Origin of the sequence: Micromonospora sp. NPDC007220 (assembly GCF_040634035.1) — a bacterium.
In the GTDB taxonomy this organism is placed as follows: Bacteria; Actinomycetota; Actinomycetes; order Mycobacteriales; family Micromonosporaceae; genus Micromonospora; species Micromonospora reichwaldensis.
Genome location: NZ_JBEYEU010000001.1, coordinates 675334 through 692617, shown reverse-complemented (window position 1 = coordinate 692617; position 17284 = coordinate 675334). Strand labels below are relative to the sequence as shown.

The following is a 17284-nucleotide window of genomic DNA, read 5'->3' as shown; positions in this document are numbered from 1 at the left end:
GTACGCGTGTTCGAATGAGGGCCATGCGCTGGGACAACCTCGCCGCTCCCCCGGACGAGGGAGTCCCCGACCGGGCAGCGCCGGCGACACCACCCCTGCCGCTGGCGCTGCCCGGAGCGGTCGCCCGCACCTTCGACACGCCGGGCTTCGCTGGCATGACGTTCTACGAGGTGCGGGCCAAGTCGATCATCAACAAGGTGCCCGGCACGTCCCGGGTCCCGTTCGAGTGGACGATCAACCCCTACCGCGGATGCAGTCATGCATGCAAATACTGCTTTGCACGGAACACGCACACCTACCTCGACCTCGATGCCGGGGAGGACTTCGACCGGAAGGTCATCGTCAAGGTCAACGCCGGCGAGCTGGTCCGGCGGGAGCTGGCCGCACCGCGCTGGCGGGGAGCGCACGTCGCGATGGGCACCAACGTCGACTGCTACCAGCGGGCCGAGGGGCGCTACCAGCTCATGCCGCAGATCATCGCGGCGCTGCGCGACTTCGCGAACCCGTTCTCGATCCTCACGAAGGGCACGCTGATCCTGCGTGACCTGCCGCTGCTGCGCCAGGCCGCCGAGGTCACCCGGGTCGGCGTGTCGTACTCGGTGGGCTTCGTCGACGAGCGGCTCTGGCGGGCGGTGGAGCCGGGCACCCCCAGCCCGAGGCGGCGGCTCGACGCCGTACGGGCGCTGGCCGACGCCGGCTTCGACGTCGGCGTGCTGATGGCGCCGATCCTGCCCGGGCTCAGCGACGACGACGAGTCGATCGACGCGACCGTGGCGGCCATCGCCGCCGCCGGGGCGACCAGCGCGACGCCACTGGCGCTGCACCTGCGCCCGGGTGCCCGGGAGTGGTACGCGCGCTGGCTGGGCCGCGAGTTCCCGCACCTGGTCCCCCGCTACCGCGAGCTCTACCGCTCCGGCGCGTACGCCCCGCAGTCCTACCAGCGGGAACTGACGGCGCGGGTGCGCATCGCGGCGCGCCGGCACGGGCTGCCCCGGGGCGAGCGCGGCGACGACCACCGCCGCACCGGACCAGCGCCCGCGCCGCCGCCCGCCGAGCAGCTCACCCTCCTGTAGAGGTCGCGGGAGCACGCCCGGCTGCGCAGCGTGCTCGCGGGCGGCGGCTGAGCGGCGGGGTTAGAGTCGGCGGGTGCGCTCCGCTCAGCAGATCCTCGCCGACTCCGCCGTGATCGCCGTCGTGGGCGCGTCCCGCGACCCGCGCAAGGCCGCGCACAGCGTGCCGTTGCAGATGCAGCGGTACGGCTGGCGGATCATCCCGGTGAACCCGACGGCCGATGAACTCTTCGGCGAGCGGGTCTACCGGTCCCTGGCCGACATCCCGCACCCGGTCGACCTGGTCGACGTGTTCCGGCCGGCGCAGGACGCGGTCGACGTGGTGCGCGAGGCGGTGGCGATCGGCGCTCCGGCGGTCTGGTTGCAGCTCGGCATCGTCTCGGCCGAGGCGCGGCGGATCGCCACGGAGGCGGGCGTCGACTACGTCGAGGATCGTTGCCTGATCGTCGAGCGCGCCGCCGCCGGCCTGACCCGGCTGGGCTGACCGGGTTCGGGAAGTCCCGGCACGGCGGTCGGTCCCGTCCGCCGTGGCGGTTGCACGAGGCGGCTGGGCGGTTGGTCGGGCCCGTACGTTGTCGACGGCTCGTACCCTGCGGTCATGTCTGTCCGCCTGTCCGGCCGGCTGCCGAAGCGCGACGACGGGCTCTGGTCCCGCCGGCTGCTGGCCGCGACGGTGGCCGCAATGGTGGCGGTGCCGATGGCCGCCGCGCTGTTCCGGGTTCCCCGGTTCGATCCCGATGTCTGTGTCTTCTGGCTCTTCGTCGGTGTGACCGCGCTGCTGCGGCGGTGGTGTCCGCGGCAGGACGCCCGGCTTATCTGGCGGGAACGGGTGGCCGGCGTGGACGGGACGGAGCCCGGTCTGGTCGCTCGGCGGTCCCTGGCCGGCTGGGTCGACCTCGTCACCGCGCTGGCCTGGGCGACGGCGGTGATGCTGGTGGTGACGATGGCGCTGCCCGCCGACCCGCAGTGGGCCCGGGTCGTCCGGCTGGTGCTCCTGGTCGCGGTGGCGGCGGCGGGCGGCCTCGTCGCCTATTTCGGCATGCGGTTCACCGGGCGGTTGGCGCTGACGGCGAGTGGGATCCGGCACGGCCGCCAGCGGTACGACTGGTCCAACATCGACCGGGTGAGCCTGCACCGGGAGGACGGCCGGCTCGCCGGGGTGCGGCTGCGGCCGAGGGTGTGGCGGTCGCTGGAGCCGGCGCCGGTGGTCGGGGGCCGTGACGTGGCGGTGCCGGAGCAGCGCCTGGCGGCCGCGATCGAGGCGTACCGGGAACGACCGCAGGTGCTGGCGGCGGGGCCGGTCACCGCACCGGAGCCCGCCGCCGGCGCCGACGTATCAGGAAGGGCACCTTCCTCTACCTGAGGCGTCAGGAGGGTGCCCTTCCTTGCGTCAGAGCTTGTACTGCTTGAGCAGGCCGCGGGAGATGATCGTCTTCTGGATCTCCGAGGTGCCCTCGCCGATGAGCAGGAACGGGGCCTCCCGCATCAGCCGCTCGATCTCGTACTCCTTGGAGTAGCCGTAGCCGCCGTGGATGCGGAACGCCTCCTGGACGACCTCGGCGCAGTACTCCGAGGCGAGCAGCTTGGCCATGCCGGCCTCGACGTCGTTGCGCTGGCCGGCGTCCTTGAGCCGGGCGGCGTTGACCATGAGCGCGTGGGCGGCCTCGATCTTGGTGCCCATCTCGGCGAGCTTGAAGGCGACGGCCTGGTGCTTCGCGAGCGGCTGGCCGAAGGTGTGGCGCTGCTGGGCGTACGCGACGGCGAGTTCGAAGGCGCGGATGGAGATGCCGCAGGCGCGGGCGGCCACGTTGACCCGGCCGACCTCGATGCCGTCCATCATCTGGTAGAAGCCGCGGCCGACCTTCTCCGCGCCGCCGAGGACGGCGGACTCGTCGACGGTGACCCCGTCGAGCACCATCTCGGTGGTCTCGACGCCTTTGTAGCCCATCTTGTCGATCTTGCCGGGGATGGTCAGGCCTGGCGCGGTCTCGCCGAAGCCGGGCTCCTTCTCCAGCAGGAAGGTGCTCATGTTGCCGTAGACGGAGTCGGCGCCCGTGTCGGTCTTGACCAGGGTCGCCACCACCGACGAGTACGCCCCGTTGGTCAGCCACATCTTCTGGCCGTTGATGACGTACCGGTCGCCGTCGCGGACGGCCTTCGACTTGATCGCGGAGACGTCGGAGCCACACTCGGGCTCGGACATCGAGAAGGCGCCGCGCACCTCGCCGGTCGCCATCTTCGGCAGCAGCCGGGCCTTCTGCTCGGCGGAGCCGTGCTGGGAGATCAGGTACGCGACGATGAAGTGGGTGTTGACGATGCCGGAGATCGACATCCAGCCCCGCGACAGCTCCTCGACCACCAGCGCGTAGGTGAGCAGGGACTCGCCGAGCCCGCCGTACTCCTCGTCGATGGTGAGACCGAAGAGGCCCATCTCGCGCATCCCGTCGAGGATGTCGCTCGGGTACTCGTCGGCGTGCTCCAGCCGCTGCGCGTGCGGGATGATCTCCTTGTCGGCGAACTCCCGGACGGTCTCCAGGATCGACCGCTGCACATCGGTCAGGCCGGGCGTCTGGGCGAGTCGGGCCATCTCAGCCTCCGGGGGTCGGCGCCTTACTCATGGGTAACTGAACGCTCCGTCAGTATTGGCCGCACGGCGGTCGAGGCCAAGGTGACCAGTCCACACAACCGCTGTGAAAAGGTTCACCGCTGCGGGTAGCGTCCGGCAAGAGGGGACGCGATCCGCCACCGGCAGGAGGAGACCGTGAGCCAGCCACCGTCGTCGGGGCCGCCCGATCCGGACCGGTCGCCGTCACCCTGGGAGCCCCCGCCGGGGCACGATCCGTCGAGCTACGAGCCCCCACCGGAACCACCGTCGTACGGGCCGCCGTCCTACGAGCAGCCGGCCCACCAGCAGCCCGCGTACGGGCAGCCCAGCTACGAGCAGCCCGGCGAACCACCACACGGGCAGCAGTGGGGGCACCAGCCCCCGTACACCCCGCAGACGCCCTACGGGCAGTACGGCCCGCCGTCCGGTCCCCGGGCCGGCGGGACGAACGTGCTCGCCATCCTCTCGCTGGTCTTCGCGTTCGTCTTCTCCCCGATCGGCATCGTCCTCGGGCACCTGGCCAAGCGGCAGATCCGCACGACGGGCGAGGAGGGCGACCAGCTCGCCACGTGGGGCCTCATCCTCAGCTACGTCATCACCGGGCTCGGCGTGCTGGCCTGCTGCGGCTGGATCGCGCTGATCGCCCTCGCCGGCAACAACGGCCCCAACTACTGAGCCCCGCGGATCAGCGGAACTCGGCCTCACGGACGCTGTTGCCGCCGTCCACCACCAGCATCTGCCCGGTGATGTACGAGGCGGCCGGCGAGCAGAGGAAGACGATCGCCGCGGCCACCTCGTCCGGCGTGCCGGGGCGGCCGACCGGGGTGCCGAGGCCCTGCCGGATCTCCGCCACCGTGGAGGCCGCGGTGTGGATGGTGCCCGGCGCGACGGCGTTGACGGTCACCCCGTCGGCGATCATCTCCATCGCCAGTGCCCGGGTCAGCCCGACCACGCCCGCCTTGGCCGCCGCGTAGGCCGCCTCGGTGGGCAGGGCGTTGACCGGCCCGGCGGTGGCCGACAGGTTGACGATCCGGCCCCAGCCCCGCTCGGCCATGCCGCCGATGAAGGCCCGGCTGCACAGGAACGCGGTGGTGAGGTTGCGGTCGATCTCACCGCGCCACTCGTCGTAGCTGAGCTGGGCGACCGGGCGCAGCACCTCGGGGCTGGCCCGGCTGGCGAGGCCCGCGTTGTTGACCAGCACCTCGACGTCCCCGAGCTGCTCGGCGACCGCGTCGGCGAGCGCGCCCACCTCCGACTCGTCGGTGAGGTCGGCGACGAAGCCGGTCACGCCCAGCTCGCCGGCCCGGTCGTGGATGCGTCGGGTGGTGGAGACGATGGCCACCCGGGCGCCGAGGTCGGCCAGCCGGCGGGCCGTCGCGTACCCGATGCCGTCCGGGCTGCCCGCCCCGGTGACCAGGGCGACCTTCCCGTCGAGGCGCATGGTCACCGGGTCCGGCAGCGGCGCGGGCTCGTCGATGCCGGCGGTGCCCGGCTGGGCGGCGGCGCGGGTGCGCCGGGCCACGCCGGGGCGGCTCGCGTCCCGTCTCGGTCGGCTGCCGGAGCGGTCCGCGGCTCGCGCGTCAATCACCATGCCAGGATCCTGCCCGCTTCCTCCGGCCCGGGCAACGCGGCACACCCGGTGGTGACACCTCGGGGTCTGGGCAGGCCTGACTACCCTGACGGGCGCACCCCGCACCCTACGGAGCAGACGAATGACATATCCCCCGCCCTCCGGCGGCTGGAACGACCCGGCGTGGTCGGGCCAGCAGTCGAGCCCACCCGCCGACCCCGCCCTCCCGGTGAGCGGTCAACCCGTCCCCACCCAGCCCACCGGCCCCGACCCGTACGCGCCGGCCGACCCGTACGCCCCGGACCCGTACGCGGGCGGCGACCCGTACGCCGGGATGAAGCACCCCGCCGGGCAGCCCGGGCCCGCCGCCTACCCGCCGGCCTACCCGAACTACGGCTACGCGCCCTCGTTGAGGACCAACGGCCTCGCCATCGCCGCACTGGTGCTCGCCCTGGTCGGCATCGGCTCCTGCATCACCGCGCCGATCGGCGCGATCCTCGGCCACGTCGCGCAGAAGCAGATCCGGGAGACCGGCGAGGGCGGCGAGGGCATGGCGAAGGCCGGCATCATCGTCGGCTGGATCGTCACCGGCCTCTACCTGCTGGTGGTCCTCTTCTACGTGGCGATCATCATCTTCGCGATCTCCCAGGCCGACACCGGCGGCACCAACTACTGACGCGACGGTGCCGCCCCGGCGCGGACCGGGGCGGCACGGATGTCGGGAGGCGCGGGGACTACTCGGCCGGCGGGGTGAAGGACGAGGTGCGGGTCATGCCCGCGGCCCGGCCCTTCGCCGCCACCACGAGGGCCATCTTGCGGGACGCCTCGTCGATCATCTCGTCGCCGAGCATCACCGCGCCCAGCCGGCCGCCCGCCTCCGACGTGTAGTGCTCGTACGCGTCGAGGATCAGCTCGGCGTGGTCGTAGTCGGCCTGGGCCGGCGAGTAGACCTCGTTCGCGGCGTCGATCTGGCCCGGGTGCAGCACCCACTTGCCGTCGAAGCCGAGCGCCGCCGAGCGCTTGGCCACCTCGCGGAACGCGTCCACGTCGCGGATCTGCAGGAACGGGCCGTCGATGGCCTGCTTGTCGTGCATCCGGGCTGCCATCAGGATGCGCATGAGGATGTAGTGGTAGGGGTCGCCCGGGTAGTCCGGGATGAGCGCGCCGACCACCAGGGACTTCATGTTGATCGAGGCCATGAAGTCGGCCGGACCGAAGATGATGGTCTCGACCCGGGGCGAGGCGGCCGCGATGGCGTCGATGTTGACCAGGCCGGCGGCGTTCTCGATCTGCGCCTCGATGCCGATCCGGCCGACCTCCAGGCCGAGCGTCTTCTCCAGCTGGGTCAGGGTCATGTCGAGCCACTGCACCTGGGCCGCGTTCTGCACCTTGGGCAGCATGACGCAGTCGAGGTTGGCGCCGGCGCCCTCCACCACGTCGATGACGTCCCGGTAGGTCCACGGCGTGGTCAGGTCGTTGACCCGGACGACGCGGGTCTTGCCCGACCAGTCGCCCTCGTTGAGCGCCGCGACGATGTTCTTCCGGGCGTCGGGCTTGGCCAGCGGGGCGACCGCGTCCTCCAGGTCCAGGAAGACCTGGTCGGCCGGGAGCCCCTGGGCCTTGCCGAGCATCTTGACGCTGGAGCCGGGTACCGCGAGGCAGGACCGACGGGGGCGACCGACTGCGGCCATGGATGCGCTCCTTCCAGCGTGCGCGGGCACGCCGACGTCACCTGACGAAATGCGAGGGCTTAACGATCCCAAAGGTCTTTGTGACGCCACGGTAACCTCGTGCCGTGACCGGGGTGAATGGACCTGTGGAAGATCTCACTGGGCGTCGGATCGTGGTGGTGACCGGGGCCAGTTCGGGCATCGGGCTGGCGGCCGCCGTCGACCTGGCGCGCCGCGGTGACCAGGTGGTACTGGTCGGCCGCGACCCGGCCCGACTCCAGGCCGCGGCGGAACAGGTGCGGGAGGCGTCCGGCGAGCGACCGGAGCTGTTCCGGGCCGACTTCGCGGTGCTGGACGACGTCCGCCGGCTGGCCGGCAAGCTGCGCGAGGCGTACGACCGGATCGACGTGCTCGCCAACAACGCCGGGGCGATCGCGCTCCAGCCGCTCACCACGGTCGACGGCTTCGAGCTGTCGATCCAGGCCAACCACCTGGCCCCGTTCCTGCTCAGCAACCTGCTGCGGGACCGGATCGGCCGGATGGTGGTGACCGCCTCGGGCGCGCACCGCAGCGGCGTGCTCGACCCGGCCGACCTCAACGCCGCGCTGCGCCGCTACCGGCCCATGCAGGCGTACGGCACCAGCAAGCAGGCGAACATCCTCTTCACGGCCGAGGCGGCCCGGCGCTGGCCGGAGATCCCCGCGTACTCCTTCCATCCGGGGGTGGTGCGCAGCCGGTTCGGCAACGACAACCGGCTGGTCGCCCTGGGCATGCGGATCCTGCCGCTGCGCAGCCCGGAGAAGGGCGCGGAGACGCTGGTCTGGCTGGCCAACCAGGACCCGGAGCGGCTGGTGACGGGCGGCTACCACGTCGACCGGCGGCTGCGCCGGCCGCTGCCCAGGGCGACCGATCCACAGCTCGCCGCCCGGCTCTGGACGGCCAGCGCCGAGGCGGTCGGCGTCGCCGGATAACGGGGCCCCGCCCGGCAGGCGGCGCCGCCGGATTTGCGGTGTCACCGGGGGCGGGGCGCTGCGATACTCCGCCGCATGACGACCACGGGGAACGACGCCGGCAGCGTCCTTCGGGTGCTCCGCGAGGACAAGGAACTCCAGGCACGGCTCGACGCGGAGCTGACCGTCTTCAACAACCGGGCGACCGGCGCGGACGACGAGGCCGGCCTCTGCGTCCGGGTCGACGACGCCGACGGCGAGCTGGTGGCCGGCCTGACCGGGTGGACCTGGGGCGGCTGCGCCGGGATCAACATGGTGTGGGTGCGCGAGGACCACCGTGCCGAGGGGTGGGGCGGCCGGCTGCTGCGGGCCGCCGAGGACGAGGCCCGCCGGCGCGGCTGCACGGAGATGTCGGTCTCCTCGTTCTCGTTCCAGGCGCCGGAGTTCTACCGCCGGCACGGCTACCTCGACACGGGCCGCCGGGAGGGCATTCCCGGCGGCCACGTCGACCACCACTTCTTCAAGTCGCTGGTCACCGACCCGGCCGCCGCCGTGCGCCTGGTGGCGCTGGTGGAGCTGGCCCCCGACGCGGTCGAGACCGGCCAGCGGTACGAGGACGCGGTGCTCGGCCTGCTCGGGCGGCACGGCGGGCGGCTGGAGCGTCGGCAGCGCACCGGCGACGGGCGTACGGAGGTGCACCTGATCCGGTTCGACACCCGCGCCGGCTACGACGGTTTCCTGGCCGACCCGGAGCGGGTGGCGCTGCGCGGTGAGCTGGGCGACGCCGCCCCGACCACCCGGGTGCTGGAGGTCCACGAGGCCTGAGTCGGCGCGGGAGCGGGTCGGCTCGATCCATGTCGGTGGGTGTGTTCACTGTGGACGGTCTGATACGGTGCATCACAGTGATCAACGCCGATTAGTGAGGGGAGCTCCCGCATGACCGAGCAGATCGAGGCCTTCGAGCCGGTGGCGTCCGACGACTACGACCAGGAACTGACCTGCCTGGAGCCTCCGGTCGAGGTCTGACCGGTCGAAGCCTGAGTAGTCATGCGTGTCCGTGTGTCGCGGCTGGTCGTCTTCCTGTGGCGTGACGGCCAACTGGTCTGCGACGACCCGCTGAGGCACCGGCAGTTCGCGTTGACTGTGGAGGCGGAGAGGCTGCTGCGCGACTATGCCGACTGGGCCGAGCCCGAAGGCCGGCTCGCGCAGCAGCTCCTCGACGCCCACGTGCTCGTCGCCGAGGGTTCGCCGGAGCACGCCCGGGAGGAACGCCTCGGCGCGTGGCGCGACCTGGGACCGGCAGCCACCTACTACCACCTGGCCAGCCGTACGCTCGGCAGCGACGTCTTCCGCTCGGCCGCGCAGGACGCGGCGGTGTTGCGCGCCAAGTCCGGCCAGCCGGATCCGGTCAGGGAGCACGACGGGCCACGGATCGCCCTGCCCCCGGCCGACCCGCCCGCCGTCGACTTCACCACGGTCCTCGCGGCCCGGCGCTCGACCCGATGGTTCGACCCGGACCGCCCGGTGCCGCTGCCCGCGTTCGCGGCCCTGCTGCGCTGGACGGCCGGGGTCCGTCGCGAGGTGGACGTCTCCGGGGTCGGGACGGCGCTGCTCAAGACCGTCCCCTCCGGCGGGGCCCGCCACCCGGTCGAGGTCTACCCGGTGGTCCGCGACGTGGCGGGGCTGGAACCCGGGATCTACCACTACGCGGTGCGCCGCCACGAGCTGGTGCGCCTCGCGCCCGCCCCCGGCGAGGACCGGCTGCGCGAGTGGTGCGGCGGGCAGCCGCACGCCGCCCAGGCCGGCTTCCTGCTGATGTACGCGGCGGTGCTCGACCGGACCGTGTGGAAGTACCCGGCCGCCCGCGCGTACCGTGCGCTCCTGCTCGACGTCGGCCACCTGAGCCAGACCGTGTACCTCACCGCGACGGCGCTCGGGCTCGGGACGTTCTTCACCGCCGCCACCCGCGACGCGCCCGTCGAGGACGCCCTCGGGCTGTCCTGGCCGGACGAGGCCTTCCTCGGCGTCTCCGGCGTCGGCGTGCCGCACCCCGCCGAGCGGGACCGCCAGGCGGCGATGCTCGCCGGCGGCGACGCGGCGTTCTCCTTCCCGCCGGACGCCTGGCACGGGCGCGGCGAATGACGCCGCGGGTGACCGTCGACCTGGCCCGGCTGGACGCGAACGTCGCGCGGTACGGCCGGCGGGTGGCCGAGGCCGGCGTCGCCCTGCGCGCGCACGTCAAGGGGCACCGGAGTCCCGAGATCGCCGCCCGGCAGGTGGCCGCGGGCGCGGTGGGCGTCGCGGTGCACTCGGCGGCCGAGGCCGAGGCCTACGTGGCGGTGGGCGTGACGGACGTGGTGGTGGCGTGGCCCTGGCGTGACGCGTGGCGGTGGACCAGGTTCGCCCAGCTCGCGCGGCACTGCGCGGTGACGGTGCACGTGGACCACCCCGACGCGGTGGCCGGGCTCGGCGCGGCGGCCGAGGCCCACGGCGTCGAACTCGGCGTACGCGTCGAGGTCGACACCGGTCTGCACCGCGTCGGTGTCGACCCCGACGCCGCCGTGGGGCTGGCCGCCACGATTGCGCGGACCGGCGGGCTGCGGATGGCGGGCGTCACCGGCTATGTGGGGATCACCGACCCCGCCGCCGCGCGCGACCGGGTCGAGCTGGGCCGCCGCCAGGCGCGCCTGCTGGTGTCGGTCGCCGAGCGGATCCGCGCGGCCGGGTCGCCCTGCCCGGCCGTCAGCGTCGGGGGCACCCCGACCCTCGCCGGCGTGCTGGACGTCGCCGGCGTGACCGAGGTCTGCGCCGGAGCGTACGCGCTGCTCGACGGCGGGTTCGCCCGGCTGGGCGAGTGCGACCCCGGGGCGGTCGCGATATCCGTCGCCACGACTGTCACCGGCACCGACGGGCAGGTGCTGCGCACCGACGCCGACGAACTGCTGGCGGGCGCCGACCAGACCTGGATGAGCGGTGTCGTGCTGACCGCACCCGACGGCGGGCCGGTCGACGCGGGGTCGGTGTCGGTGGGCGACGAGCTGCGGGTGCTGCCCGGACACGTGTGCCCCGTGGTGGCCCGCCGGCCGCTGCTGCACGTGCTCGACGCCGGCGAGCCGGTGGCGCGGTGGCAGGCGATCGTCCGCCCGGACCGGGCATGACCGACACCGTCGCGTCCGTGGACCGCCCGGCGGACCCGCTGCGCGAGCGCCGGTTCGTCCTGTTCGCCACGGCCAGGACGATCTCCGTCTTCGGCAACGCGATGGGCCCGCTCGCGCTGACCTTCGCCGTGCTCGACCTTCCCGGCGGATCGCCCACGGCGCTGTCGCTCGTGCTCGCCGCGATCTCGGTGCCCCGGATCGCGCTGATGCTGCTCGGCGGCGTCATCGGCGACCGGCTGCCGCGCCACCGCGTACTCGTGGCGGCGGAACTGATGTGCGGTACGGCGTACGGCGCGATGACCGTCCTCGTGCTGAGCGGGCGGGCCGGCGTCGCCACCCTCGCCGTCTGCGCGGCCGTCGCCGGCACCGCCTCCGCGCTGCTGCTGCCCTCGCTCAACGGGCTGACCGCCGAACTCGTCGCGCCGCAGGCGCGCCAGCGGGGCAACGCCCTGCTGCGGCTCGGCACGAACACCGCCACGGTGGCGGGCTTCACGGCGGGCGGCGCGCTGATCACCTGGCTCGGGCCGGGCTGGGCGCTGGCCCTCGACGCCGCGACGTTCGCCGTCGCCGCCTTACTCCTCGCGCGGCTGCGCCTCGCCGCGACGACCCGGCCCGCCGGGCGGAACCTGCCGGCCGAACTGCGCGACGGCTGGCGCGAGTTCGTCCGGCGACGATGGCTGTGGCAGATCGTGCTCGCCGCAGCGGTGATCAACGCCGCCGTCGGGGTCACCTTCGGGCTCGCGGGGCCGCTGCTCGCCAGGGCGCACCTGGGCGGCGCGGGCGCCTGGTCCGGCGTCCTGGCCGGGTACGCCGTCGGCATGTTTGCCGGCGTGCTGGTGGCGATGCGGATCAGGACGACCCGGCCCCTGCGCACGGCCGTCCTCGCCGTGTCGCTGCTGGGGCTGCCGGCGCTGCTGCTCGGAGCCGGTGCCGCCCTGCCGTTCGTGATCCTCGCCGCCGTGCTGGCCGGGGTCGCCTTCGACGTCTTCGGGGTGCTGTGGGAGACGACCGTCCAGTCCGAGGTGCCGACGGAGGCGATGTCCCGCGTGAGCGCGTACGAGTGGCTGGGGGCGGTGGGGCTGGGCCCGCCCGTCATGATCGCCGCCGGTCTCGTCGTACCCGCGATCGGCGTGCGAACGGCCCTGCTCGCCCTGGCCACGGTGATCTTCGTGGCCGCGCTCGTCCCGTTGGCCAGTTCCACCGTCCGGCACTACGAAAGGCAACCCGATGGCCGAGTACGTTGACGCCTTCGTCACGGCGTATGACCGCTTCTGGGCGCCGTACCCCGAGCGGATGGGCGAGGCGTGGCTGCGGCTGCACGCGCACGTCGCACCCGGGTCGGAGCTGAGCCTGCTGGATGTCGGCTGCGGCACCGGCATCGTGGCCGCCCGGTTCGCCGCCGCCGGCTACCGGGTCGTCGGGGTCGACGTCTCCGAGGCGATGATCGCCCGCGCCCGGGAACGGCTGGCCGGCACCGACGCGGTGCTCATCGCCGCGGACGCCGCGGACTTCGAGGTGCCGCGCACCTGCGCGTTCGCGGTCTCCACGTACGACGTCCTCAACCACGTCGGCGACATCGACCGGGTCCGGTCCTACCTGCGCTGCGTGCACCGGGCGGTCGCGCCGGGCGGCTGGTTCGGCTTCGACATGTCCACGACGAAGGGGCTCCTCGCCGACGTCCCCCCGGTCGCCCGGCAGGACGGCACGGTCTCGGTCGAGGTGGCCCGGGGCCCGCTCGACGGCGACCGCCGCCCGCTGCACGTCACCGGGGAGCTACGCACCGACGACGGCCGCACGGCCCCCTTCACCACGACGATCACCAACACCGCCCACCCCGTGGCCGACGTGCTCTCCGCCCTGGCCGACGCCGGCTGGACGACGAGCCACGTCGCCGCCATCGACGACCTGCTCACCCCCGTACCCGACCCGGAGGCGCTGCCCCGGGTCGCCGTGCTCGCCCGACGCGACTGACGACCCGCGCAGACGCCGCGGAGGGAGCTACCCGCCCGGGTGCACCGGGAGGCTGGTGACCACCACCCCCGGCAGCCGGCGCAGCGCCGTACGCAGCCGTTGCTCGGTGCGGCTGTGCAGCAGCCGGTGCCAGCGGCTGCGCACCACCACCTCCGGCACGACGACGGTCAGCACCAGGTCGGCCCGGGAGGCGTGCAGGGCCTCCAGGTAGTGCGCGAGCGGCCCGACCACCGCCCGGTACGGGGACACGATCGTCTCCAGCGGCAGGTGGTCGCCCCACACCCGCCACTGTTCCCGGAACCGGTCCGCCTCCGGTTCCTCGGGGGCGATGTGCACGGCCAGCGTCGGCTGCCCGAGCGAGGCCGCGTACGCCAGGGCCCGCAGCGAGGCCCGGTTCAGCCGGGCGACCGGCACGACCACGAGGTGGCGTACCTGCTCGGGCAGTTCCTCGTCCTCCGGCGCGGCGGGCCCGGTGGCGGGCGGCGGGGCCGGCACCACCGGCGGCCCGGGCGCCGGGCCACCCGGCGGCGGGTGCAGCGCCAGGGACCGGTGCAGCCTCCGGTAGTGCCGGTGGATGGCCCGGAACAGCAGGACCAGCAGCGGCACGGCGACGACCACCACCCAGGCGCCCTCGGTGAACTTGGTGACGGCGGCGGTCACCAGCACCAGGCCGGAGAAGGTGCCGCCCACCGCGTTGATCGTCGCCCGGCGGCGCCAGCCGGGACCGCGTCGGCGTCGCCAGTGCCGCACCATCCCGGCCTGGGACAGGGTGAAGGCGAGGAACACCCCGACCGCGTAGAGCGGGATCAGCGCCTCGGTGTGCCCGCGGAAGGCCACCAGGATCACCGCCGCCGCGACGGTGAGCGCCACCAGCCCGTTGCTGAAGGCGAGCCGGTCGCCCATGTGCAGGAACCGGCGCGGCGCGTGCCCGTCCCGGGCCATGAAGAAGAGCAGGCGGGGGAAGTCGTTGAAGGCGGTGTTCGCGGCCAGCAGCAGGATCAGCGCGGTGGCGGCCTGGATCAGGGCGTACCAGGGACCGCTGGGAAAGGTGACCCGGGCCAGTTGGGAGAGGAGCGACTGCTCGGCGGTGGGCGCCAGCCCGGACAGGTGGATCAACCCGACGAGGCCGCCGAAGAACAGCACCAGCATCGCGACCATCCAGGTGAGCGTGGTGCGCGAGTTGCGCCACTCGGGAGGCCGGAACGCCGGAACCGCGTTGGAGACCGCCTCGATGCCGGTCATCGAGACCGCGCCGGAGGAGAACGCGCGGAGTACCAGCAGCAGCCCCAACCCCTCCACGGCCGGCACCGGCGGCGGGGCGACCGGGACGAAACCCCGCCCGGCCGCGCGGAACCAGCCGACCGCGAGCAGCGCCAGCAGCGCGACCACGAAGGCGTACGTGGGCAGCACGAAGAGGTTGCCGGCGGCCCGTACGCCGCGCAGGTTGCCCGCCAGCAGCAGACCGATCACGGCCAGCCCGAGGGGCACCGTCCAGCCGGCCAGTCCCGGCATCGCCGAGGTGATCGCCCTGATGCCGGCGGAGACGGACACCGCCACGGTGAGCACGTAGTCCGTCATCAGTCCCGCCGCCGCGGCCAGCCCCGCCCCCGCGCCCAGGTTGTCGCCCGCCACGATGTACGACCCGGCCCCGTGCGGGTAGGCGGCGACGGTCTGCCGGTAGGAGACGCCGACCGCGATCATGAGCAGCGCCAGCCCGGCGGCCAGCGGCAGGGACAGCCCGAGCGCCCCGCTGCCGGCGAGCAGCAGCACGGCGAGCATCGCCTCCGGCCCGTACGCCACCGAGCTGAGCAGGTCGGAGGAGAGCACCGGCAGGGCCACCAGCTTGCGCATCCGCTCGTAGACCACGGCGGCGCTGGTCAGTGGCGGCCCGAACAGCGTCCGCCGCAGCCGGGTGGTCGCCCGGCCGAGCCGGCTGCCGGGCAGGTTGGCCGGTGCGGTGGCGACCAACTCGTCCGGCTCCCCGATCCGGAACATCGCGATCGGGGCGAGGCGGCCGAACCGTGTGGGGGCCGGCCGGTCGGGGTGCCGGCGCAGTGTCGGGTCCACCGGCAGCGTGTCCGCGCCGGGGGGTCGGCCCCGCCGGGCGTTCCGCCACCGGTCACCGATCCGGCGTAGGGCCCGCAGCTCGTCCGGGTCGAGCGGCGGGAACTCGGCCGACGGCGTGACGGTCGTGCCGCCCTCGTCGCCGTCCCGCTCCGCCATCCGCCTTCCCGCCGCCGCGTGTCCTCCCTCGCACTCTCACGGACGCCGCCGGATCCGGCAGGCGGAACGGCCGTTCCCGCGCCGAAGGAGTGGCCGTTCGCCGGCCGGGTGGCCGTCCGGCGGCAGGGGGTGGACGGCGGCGGGCCAGGTGGCACCGTTCGGCCGCCGGGTGGACGGCGGCGGGCCGGGTGGCCGTTCGCCGGCCGGGTGGCCGTCCGGCGGCAGGGGCCCGTTCGGCGGTCAGTCGGGCGGTGGGCCGGCGTCGGCGGGGACGGCGGTGGCGACCGGGCGGAGGCGGCGGGCCGAGCGGGCGCCGCCGAGCACCACCACGGCGACGCCGGCCAGCAGCAGCCCCAGCCCGGCCAGGGCGGTCACCCCGGGCAACTGCCCCAGCCAGGCCCAGCCGATCAGGGCGGCGCCCGGGGCCTCCAGCAGGGCCAGCACGCTGACCGTGGTCGCCGAGACCTTCTTCAGGGCGTAGTTGAACATCGAGTGCCCGAGCAGCTGGGCCCCGGCCACCAGGGCCAGCACGACGAGCCAGGTGCCGGTGTCGAAGCCGGTCAGCGGCACCCGGCCGACCAGGCAGACCACGAGCAGGACCAGGGCGCAGACCCCGTAACAGACGGTGGTGTAGGTGGTCGTGCTGATCGTCGTACGGGCCCGCTCGCCGAGCGCGGTGTAGACCGCCGCGAACAGGCCGCCGGCCACCGCGAGCAGGTCGCCGGCCACGGCCCGGCCGGAGACGGCGAAGTCCGCCCCGGTCGCCACGACCGCGCCCGCGACCGCCACCCCGATGCCGGCCCAGACGGCGCCCGGCAGCCGGCGGCCCTGGGCGCGGGCGATCAGCCCCTGCCAGACCGGCTGGGTGGCGCAGAGCGCGGTCGCCGCCGCGACCGAGGTGAGCTTGGTGCTGGGCATCCAGGTGGCGAAGTGCGCGGCGAGCGCGACCCCCGACAGCACGCAGTAGACGCCCTCGCGCCGACCGGCGCCGACGGTCAGCGACCGGAACTCGGCGCGTCGCCGGGCCGCCGAGAACGGGCCGAGCACGGCGACCGAGAGCAGGTTGCGCCAGAACGCGACGGCCAGCGCCGGCGCCGCCGCGACGGCCACCAGCGGCGCGGACGACGAGACGGCGACGACGGCCAGGACGAGCGCCCCGGTGGTCGCCGGGTGGAACGACGGGCGGTGCGCTGCGGGGGACACGGGGAGCAATCCTCACACGCCACGGGCCGACACGGAACGTCAGCACTCCGTTACGATCATGCCTGTCCGCGCCGGCGATTCCCCTACCGCCCGGAGGCGCTCCCCCATGCCCACCTACCAGGCGGTCCTGTTCGACTTCTTCGGCACGCTGACCCGTTCCGTCCAGCGGGGCGAGGCCCACCGGTCGACCGCCGAGCTGCTCGGCTGCGCCCCGCGCACGCTCGTCGACGTGCTCGACCGCACCTACTACGAGCGGGCCTGCGGGCGGCTCGGCAACGCCGAGGCGACCCTGCGCTGGGTCTGCGAGCAGGCCGGCGTGCACCCCTCCGACGACGCCGTCCGCGCGGCGGTCGCCTCCCGCCACCGGGCCATCCGCGCCGACACCCGGCTGCGCGACGAGGCCGTGCCCACGCTCGCCGCGCTGCGGGGGCTCGGCCTGCGTACGGGAGTGATCAGCGACTGCACGCACGAGCTGCCGGCGTTCCTGCCGCAGCTGCCGATCGCCCCGCTGCTCGACGTGCGGGTCTTCTCCGTGCAGGTGGGGCGCTGCAAGCCGGACCCGGCGCTCTACCAGGCGGCGTGCCGGCGGCTCGACCTGGCGCCGGCGGACTGCCTCTACGTGGGCGACGGCGGCAGCCAGGAGCTGACCGGGGCGGAGCGGGCCGGGATGACAGCCGTACGGCTGGCCGCGCCGGACCTGGCCGGCCACATGGTGTTCAACGCCGACGAGGCCTGGATCGGGCCGGTGCTGCGCTCGCTCGACGAGGTGGTCGAACTCGTCGCGCGGGTGCCGGGGCGCGCGACTGGCCTCGTTCCCGCGATCGCCCCCGTGCCGGCCGGCTGCGTCTCCTGAGCCGGCGGCCG

At 74.1% G+C, this 17284-nt stretch carries 17 protein-coding genes; 12 read left to right on the top strand and 5 right to left on the bottom strand.

The genetic code is table 11. The features are described 5' to 3' along the window. The first annotated feature begins 23 nt into the window (after positions 1-23). From ABZ573_RS03380 to ABZ573_RS03370, 3 genes are all read left to right on the top strand, one after another. On the top strand, positions 24-1073 hold the full coding sequence (locus ABZ573_RS03380) for an Rv2578c family radical SAM protein (protein ID WP_358115257.1): 1050 nt from the start codon (positions 24-26) through the stop codon (positions 1071-1073). Positions 1074-1146: 73 nt separating this feature from the next. After that, positions 1147-1554, top strand: a complete 408-nt coding sequence (locus tag ABZ573_RS03375) for a CoA-binding protein (RefSeq protein WP_121396731.1) — start codon at positions 1147-1149, stop codon at positions 1552-1554. Between the two features lie 114 nt (positions 1555-1668). Then, a complete protein-coding gene (locus ABZ573_RS03370; RefSeq protein ID WP_358115254.1) occupies positions 1669-2433 on the top strand; it encodes a hypothetical protein in 765 nt (254 codons plus the stop codon). A 27-nt stretch (positions 2434-2460) separates the two neighbouring features. On the opposite strand, the gene ABZ573_RS03365 is transcribed toward ABZ573_RS03370, so the two are convergent. Beyond that, positions 2461-3657: an acyl-CoA dehydrogenase family protein gene (locus tag ABZ573_RS03365; protein WP_132231612.1), complete on the bottom strand. Its 1197-nt coding sequence runs from the start codon at positions 3655-3657 to the stop codon at positions 2461-2463. Between the two features lie 174 nt (positions 3658-3831). Here ABZ573_RS03365 and ABZ573_RS03360 point away from each other — a divergent pair, with 174 nt between their 5' ends. Next, on the top strand, positions 3832-4350 hold the full coding sequence (locus tag ABZ573_RS03360; RefSeq protein ID WP_358115251.1) for a DUF4190 domain-containing protein: 519 nt from the start codon (positions 3832-3834) through the stop codon (positions 4348-4350). A gap of 10 nt (positions 4351-4360) precedes the next feature. Here the strand turns inward: ABZ573_RS03360 and ABZ573_RS03355 are convergent, their stop codons facing one another. Next, a complete protein-coding gene (locus ABZ573_RS03355; protein ID WP_151454935.1) occupies positions 4361-5266 on the bottom strand; it encodes an SDR family NAD(P)-dependent oxidoreductase in 906 nt (301 codons plus the stop codon). A 121-nt stretch (positions 5267-5387) separates the two neighbouring features. Between ABZ573_RS03355 and ABZ573_RS03350 the strand changes: the two genes are divergently transcribed. Continuing rightward, entirely contained in the window at positions 5388-5921 is a 534-nt protein-coding gene (locus tag ABZ573_RS03350) for a DUF4190 domain-containing protein (protein ID WP_358115248.1), read from the top strand. 58 nt (positions 5922-5979) lie between these two features. Here ABZ573_RS03350 and ABZ573_RS03345 read toward each other — a convergent pair whose 3' ends face one another. Continuing rightward, positions 5980-6936: a CoA ester lyase gene (locus tag ABZ573_RS03345; RefSeq protein WP_132231620.1), complete on the bottom strand. Its 957-nt coding sequence runs from the start codon at positions 6934-6936 to the stop codon at positions 5980-5982. A gap of 125 nt (positions 6937-7061) precedes the next feature. On the opposite strand from ABZ573_RS03345, the gene ABZ573_RS03340 reads away from it, so the two are divergent. From ABZ573_RS03340 to ABZ573_RS03315, 6 genes are all read left to right on the top strand, one after another. Next, positions 7062-7886, top strand: coding sequence for an SDR family NAD(P)-dependent oxidoreductase (locus ABZ573_RS03340; protein WP_311410652.1), 825 nt, complete (start codon positions 7062-7064; stop codon positions 7884-7886). 75 nt (positions 7887-7961) lie between these two features. Next, the gene (locus ABZ573_RS03335) at positions 7962-8690 is read left to right on the top strand and encodes a GNAT family N-acetyltransferase (RefSeq protein ID WP_358115244.1); all 729 of its coding nucleotides are present in this window, start codon (positions 7962-7964) and stop codon (positions 8688-8690) included. Between the two features lie 222 nt (positions 8691-8912). Next, a complete protein-coding gene (locus tag ABZ573_RS03330) occupies positions 8913-10007 on the top strand; it encodes a SagB family peptide dehydrogenase (protein ID WP_358115240.1) in 1095 nt (364 codons plus the stop codon). Positions 10008-10015: 8 nt separating this feature from the next. Continuing rightward, the gene (locus tag ABZ573_RS03325) at positions 10016-11023 is read left to right on the top strand and encodes an alanine racemase (RefSeq protein WP_327030407.1); all 1008 of its coding nucleotides are present in this window, start codon (positions 10016-10018) and stop codon (positions 11021-11023) included. Further along, a complete protein-coding gene (locus tag ABZ573_RS03320) occupies positions 11020-12267 on the top strand; it encodes an MFS transporter (protein WP_151454712.1) in 1248 nt (415 codons plus the stop codon). Before ABZ573_RS03325 ends, ABZ573_RS03320 begins: the two co-directional genes overlap by 4 nt. Further along, positions 12251-12994, top strand: a complete 744-nt coding sequence (locus ABZ573_RS03315) for a methyltransferase domain-containing protein (RefSeq protein WP_358115237.1) — start codon at positions 12251-12253, stop codon at positions 12992-12994. The genes ABZ573_RS03320 and ABZ573_RS03315 overlap by 17 nt, the downstream gene beginning before the upstream one ends. 27 nt (positions 12995-13021) lie before the next feature. Here the strand turns inward: ABZ573_RS03315 and ABZ573_RS03310 are convergent, their stop codons facing one another. Both ABZ573_RS03310 and ABZ573_RS03305 read right to left on the bottom strand, forming a co-directional pair. Next, on the bottom strand, positions 13022-15217 hold the full coding sequence (locus ABZ573_RS03310) for an APC family permease (protein WP_358115235.1): 2196 nt from the start codon (positions 15215-15217) through the stop codon (positions 13022-13024). 240 nt (positions 15218-15457) lie between these two features. After that, complete coding sequence (locus tag ABZ573_RS03305) at positions 15458-16420, bottom strand: DMT family transporter (protein WP_358115232.1); 963 nt, start codon at positions 16418-16420, stop codon at positions 15458-15460. Between the two features lie 106 nt (positions 16421-16526). Between ABZ573_RS03305 and ABZ573_RS03300 the strand changes: the two genes are divergently transcribed. Then, complete coding sequence (locus ABZ573_RS03300) at positions 16527-17273, top strand: HAD family hydrolase (protein ID WP_151454715.1); 747 nt, start codon at positions 16527-16529, stop codon at positions 17271-17273. Positions 17274-17284 lie beyond the last annotated feature (11 nt).